This window comes from Caballeronia choica (genome assembly GCF_001544535.1).
GTDB lineage: Bacteria > Pseudomonadota > Gammaproteobacteria > Burkholderiales > Burkholderiaceae > Caballeronia > Caballeronia choica.
In genome coordinates, this window is the sequence record NZ_FCON02000282.1 from 1 (window position 1) to 5,520 (window position 5,520).

The window sequence follows — 5,520 nt, forward strand, 5'->3', positions numbered from 1 at the left end:
AACCAGCGACGTAACGCCAGTAACGGCGCCGGTTCCGACGCCCTCCTGCGCATTACCAGAACCTGCTGATTAGTCGAGAAATCACCAGCTGGTGATTTCTCGACGGCGCCTCCGTAGAATTCCATGGCGCCGATAAGCCCGCCGATCCAATCGTGCGTGCCCTCCGAATGCGTCGCACAGGCATACGTGTAATTCGATGCGCCGAGTACACCGACAAACACGTGCGCACGAAACGCAACGCCACCGCGCCCGTCCAGGATCGGCATGGTGTGCCCGGCAAAGTCGGCAAACAGCTTCTCGCCGGCGCGGTGTTGCTGACGCATCGAACGTTTGAGCGTCTGCGCCCAGTCGCGGTAGCGCTGGCAGAACTGGGTGTAGCGGTAGGTACGCTCGCCGAGGTGCGCCTCAACGTACTCCTCCCACAATAGTTGCAGCGTCACGTTTGCGCGCCGCAACTCGCGATGAACGAGCGCGTAGTCCAGCTCGACACGCCGGGCCTGCGTATTCTGATCGGCCGGCAGCCTCAGCTTGGCCTCGAGTTCGTCGTCAGCCAGCGGTTCGACGCTCGCCCAGTCCAGATTGGCCGCGCTTGCACGCGCTGCATACGCCGATACCGCACCCACGCTGATACCCGCGGCCCGGCTGATCTGGCGGTGCGACAAGCCGCACACCCACTTCAGTCGCAGGACTTCTTTCAATTTGCGCATGCTCATCCGATGTGCCGGCATTACCTGTCCCCTATAAAAGAGACAAGGCTAACGCCCGTCGTTGATGTCATACGCAACACCACCGCCAGACCGAAATAGCGTTCCTGTTTCGGTCCAGTGATCACTCATTCCGGGAACGTGATCACCTGTTTCGGCAAGATGATCAGTCGTTTCGGAAACGGGTGATCAGCGATCACCATCCACCGAAATGACTGATCACCTTCCTCCGGATTCACTGATCACGTTAAACCGGAATCGGTGATCACGTTCGCCGAAATACGCAACCAGTGCCCCAGCAAGAAACATCGCTGTACTTCCGGGGATGAAGGTCCCGATAATCGCGATAGCTTCAAGGAACGCTGCAAGGAAAACGACCGTGAGTGTCCATGCCGGGTGACCGGCGAGCAGATGCAGCAGGTGGGCGAACGCGTGCTCCATCGTGCATTATCAGCCGTTCTGGCTTAGGAACTTCTGATGCCGCGTATGAATTCCACCTTCGTCGTCAGGAGGTATTCAAACACCGGCTCGCAATTGTCACCGGATGACTGCGCGACAATGTGAGCATCGAGGCGGCTCATCACTGAAGAGAGGACACGTGCTAAACGATTCCACACCGCGCACTGGCACGCTGCGTCAAATCCCAGGAGGCATTTGGGTGATCGGCTTCGTGAGCCTGTTCATGGACCTCTCGTCGGAAATCATCCACAGTCTTCTTCCCATGTTCCTCGTAACGGTCCTTGGTACGAGCGCCATGACGGTTGGCCTGATTGAAGGTATCGCTGAAGCAACAACGCCTCTCGTGAAGATGTTTTCCGGGACGGTGAGTGACTACCTCGGTAACCGCAAGTGGCTCGCTGTCATCGGATACGGGTTAGGAGCGCTGAGCAAGCCGCTATTCGCACTCGCGTCCACAGTCGGCTTCGTGCTGACCGCGCGGTAGTCGACCGCATTGGCAAGGGTATCCGTGGCGCGCCTCGCGACGCGCTCGTCGCCGACCTAACCCCCATCCAAATTCGAGGAGCGGCTTATGGTCTCCGACAATCAATCGACACGGTGGGCGCGTGTCTTGGGCCATTGCTTGCAGTTGCGTTTATGCTGCTTTGGAGCGACAACTTCCGACTGGTGTTCTGGATTGCGGTTGTACCAGGTCTGATTGCAGTTGGCCTCCTGGCTTTCGGTAGTCGGGAGCCCGCGCAGCGCTCCAATACGAAACGCGTGAACCCAGCTACGCGCGAGAACTTGAAAAGGCTGTCGCGACGGTACTGGTGGGTAGTGGTCATCGGCGCAATTTTCACGCTAGTGTAGTGTTGCATTCTGTTTGGAACTTAAGCGGCTGTTCGCGCGAATGACCTTCTGCAGGATGTCGCGAGCGGCCTTGGTCCAAATGAACGGCTTGGGGTTGGTATTGTGGTGAGCGATGTATTGGTTGATTGCTTTGACTAACTCCGGCACGCTGGTGAATATGCCACGGCGCAGGCGCTCGGTCGTGATATCGCGGAAGAAGCGCTCGACCATGTTCAACCACGATGCCGAGGTCGGCGTGAAGTGCATTTCGAATCGAGCGTGCTTGGCCAACCACGCTTGCACGGCCGGATGCTTGTGCGTTGCGTAGTTGTCGGCGATCAGGTGCAGCGTCTTGTCCTTAGGCGTTTCGCTGTCGATTTTGCGCAAGAACTTCAGCCATTCGACATGTCGATGGCGCTGTTGACATTGCGCGATGACCTGGCCGTCCAAAACGTTGAGTGCGGCGAACAGCGTAGTCGTCCCATTGCGCTTGTAGTCGTGGGTCATGGTGGCCGCACTGCCCTTTTTCAGTGGCAGGCCGGGTTGAGTGCGGTCCAGCGCTTGCACCTGGCTCTTCTCATCGCAGCACAACACCAGTGCGTGTTCGGGCGGCGACATGTATAGGCCCACGATGTCCTCGAGCTTCTCGACGAACCTCGGGTCACGCGAGACCTTGAAGCCTCTCACAAGGTGCGGCTTTAGGCCGTTGGCGCGCCAATGCCGCGACACGCTGGCGGCGCTCACACCCAACTGCGCCGCCATCTTGCGGGTGCTCCAATGCGTGGCAGCCTCGGGCTTGCTCTGCGTGGTCAGTTCGACCAGTCGCGCAACATCCACCTTCGTCGGGGGCGCGCCGCGCGCAAGATCATGCTCAATGCCCGCAAGCCGCGACTCGATGTAGCCTCGCGCCAGCGCGAGACTTGTATGCGACCGATCTTCAGTTGCTCGGCGATCTCTTTGTTCTGCATGCCGTCGGCGGCAAGCAGAACGATCTTGGCGCGCAATGCCAGCCGCACACTACTGAGCCTGGAGCGAGCCAATTTCGTCAATTCGTCTCGCTCTTCCTCGGTCAACACAATCTCTGGGGCAACTCGCACGCTTGATCTCCAACTCGACCCGTAATGAAGTATTGGAAACGTGAGAATGATTTAAGTTCCGTCAAGAATGCAGCACTACACTAGGAGGCGTGCTTTCGGTCGACAGTATGCCCGGTCATGGCGTCATTGTTTCTGCACAAGTGCCACTAGCTAGAATCACCGCCGACCGGTAAGATGGAACACTCCCACGCTGCGCAAATCACCATTATCGGAATCTCGATTTGCTTGCGCACATTATGAGCCATTCAACTCCTCTAGAAGCGAGAGCATCCGACCCACCGTTGCGAGTTCCAGGTCGAGGTAGGTACCGTCGAGGGTCGGCGCTCCCCTAACAATTACTCTGGACCGTTACGCGGTATCGCATCGAACGGTCCGCGAGATCAAAACCGCGGACTTGCTGCCCCAGCCAACGATATGCGATCCTCGAAGGATCTGAACAACCAATCGATCAACACATTGATTCGCGGCGAACGTTATGCTCGGGTTCAACGCTTCCGACAAGTGCCGTTACCATCTCCGGCATCCCGTTGAGCATCGCATTCGCAAAAGGCCAGTTCGATCTCACCCGCGTGCATCTCAAAGATACTACTGCGGCTTCGATTTGGACGGCGGTTCTTTCCGCTCGTTGAGGTCTCCGAGAAACGGCACTGTCTCGCCCGCCTACCGGACGATATTGAACTGATTGTGCTGAAGGACGTGACTACGGTCTTTGGCGGAACTGTTGTCGGTGACGTAAGGTACTCTTTGTGACCGACACGTCGACTCTTGCCGACGCGGATTCATCAAAAATCTAATCTCCGAGCTGACGGATGTCGGCGAAGAACGCAACCGGGGCGCCCCTGAAGAAAGAAAAATAGTGGAGGCTCGGAGAATTTGTCAAGTGAATACCGTGCGCGCTCGGCTGCTTAAAAACAATTCCAGCAAGTCTAGGATGAGGTCCCGCCTGTTTGGACCGACAAATTTCTCGAGCAGTAGCGCACTCAGATGATGTGCTTACGCTTCGTGAACAATAAGGTAAAGTCACCGTGAAAAAGGCGTACGGCCTCCGAATCTTCAGAGCGACAGGCATCGCGCTACATCAGCCTCGCGATTCATCGACCATGCCGCGCCTTATTGCATTCATTTTGGCGGTCGCGATTGCGATTTCTGTGCAAGCCACCCCAACGACGCCAGCTCTGAACTCGAGGGCGACAGACTTCGCCGTGGAGGTGGCAGCGCGGGACTTTCGTAGCGCGCGCAAAGGGAACCAGCACGTGTTTTCGTATACGGAGAATGAAACGGAGGAGGCGCTTTCCAGGAGCCTGCGGGAGTGGTTGACTCGCGGTGAGACGCGTAATATGCGTATGGCGCTGACAGACAGGCTCACACTCTTCGCGTTCTACTGGGCAGCGCTGCAGATGCCCGCGGACTCATTGTGCTTCAGTGATATCGACAGCCAGGATTGCGCGGACGAGCTCGGATATTGGTTAGCCCAGGTACGAGGTGGCAGCCCGGAGTTCATCGCCGCGTACCGAGCGGCAGAACTACGGCTGAAGTTGCCGCCGCTAGCCATCAAAAAATGAGAGCGTTGTCTCACCAATCGATCGATTCACTGTTGAGGCGCATTCCGACAAGTCTATATACAGCTGGACCGAGCGCAACATGTACGTTGGACGCTTAGCACGGAAAACACATACAGGCCCCAAAGCCGCCTTCTACGTTGATGCCCTTGAACGCGGCACTGCTGCGAGGCCCGATCGGCCCATTCTGCACAAGTGGTTCGCCTTAACGGTTTCGATCGAGAGCCATTGTGCGCTTCCAGCCCGGGGTTCACGGCGGGATTATCGGAGTTTCAAACGCAAGATACGCGCGGCAATCTTGCCGAAAGGCGGGCGAAGCAGCAGCTCATGTCCAACGGGTTTGCACCAAAACAACCTTTGGCGTGACTCAGCGTCCGGAATGCTCCCACACCATGGTAGGCTCCGATGCCGCTGGCGCCAATGCCATCGAACTGGTGCCGCCGACTCTGTTTTGATCCGGATGCCGGGATTCAAGTGAACCAGCTCGAGATCGACCTCGTCTCGGAATGATCGGCATTTGGGACTCACCGACCGGATCATGTGCGCGTCGGCAACCGGTTCATTCCGGCATCGGCAGCTACATGCTCAGGGAAATCCGCGAAAGTCTCTTTTTCGAAAGGGACCGTCCCCGGCACGGTGCTTGTCTGCCATTGTCTCCGATCCGCGACAGACTGGAGACGCCGAAAACGCGCCACCGAGTTTCCGCGATGAAGGGCCGCTGCACTGCGAGATCGGGACCAGTGGGTGCGGCCTTTACCAATTCAGTTTGAGGCCGGACTCGGTTGCGCGGTGGCGGTCGTCGTCGTCCGCGTGCAGGTATTGACTGGTGGTCGAGATCGATGCGTGACCGAGGTTGTCGCGCACATAACGCAG

General features: G+C 57.7%; 3 protein-coding genes and 3 pseudogenes. 2 read left to right on the top strand and 4 right to left on the bottom strand.

Annotation, left to right across the window (positions count from 1 at the left end; all coding sequences use genetic code 11):
* Both AWB68_RS42295 and AWB68_RS42300 read right to left on the bottom strand, forming a co-directional pair.
* Nucleotides 1–728, bottom strand: a 728-nt coding sequence (locus tag AWB68_RS42295; protein WP_510183580.1) for an IS21 family transposase, incomplete at its 3' end; no start/stop codon positions are given.
* 195 nt (nt 729–923) lie between these two features.
* Entirely contained in the window at nt 924–1,145 is a 222-nt protein-coding gene (locus AWB68_RS42300; RefSeq protein WP_087650084.1) for an SNARE-associated domain-containing protein, read from the bottom strand.
* Between the two features lie 241 nt (nt 1,146–1,386).
* On the opposite strand from AWB68_RS42300, the pseudogene AWB68_RS42305 reads away from it, so the two are divergent.
* Nucleotides 1,387–2,006, top strand: a pseudogene (locus tag AWB68_RS42305) (MFS transporter); the annotation flags it as partial.
* Here AWB68_RS42305 and AWB68_RS42310 read toward each other — a convergent pair.
* Nucleotides 2,004–3,088, bottom strand: a pseudogene (locus tag AWB68_RS42310) (IS630 family transposase). The pseudogenes AWB68_RS42305 and AWB68_RS42310 sit on opposite strands and share 3 nt — an antisense overlap.
* A 1,025-nt stretch (nt 3,089–4,113) precedes the next feature.
* On the opposite strand from AWB68_RS42310, the gene AWB68_RS42315 reads away from it, so the two are divergent.
* The gene (locus AWB68_RS42315; RefSeq protein WP_125483254.1) at nt 4,114–4,650 is read left to right on the top strand and encodes a hypothetical protein; all 537 of its coding nucleotides are present in this window, start codon (nt 4,114–4,116) and stop codon (nt 4,648–4,650) included.
* Between the two features lie 750 nt (nt 4,651–5,400).
* Here the strand turns inward: AWB68_RS42315 and AWB68_RS50335 are convergent.
* Nucleotides 5,401–5,520: pseudogene (locus tag AWB68_RS50335) on the bottom strand (tyrosine-type recombinase/integrase); the annotation flags it as partial.

Coding starts and splice junctions, on each gene's coding strand:
- AWB68_RS42300 (WP_087650084.1), bottom strand. CDS start 1,145: ATGGAGCACGCGTTCGCCCACCTGCTGCATCTGCTCGCCGGTCACCCG.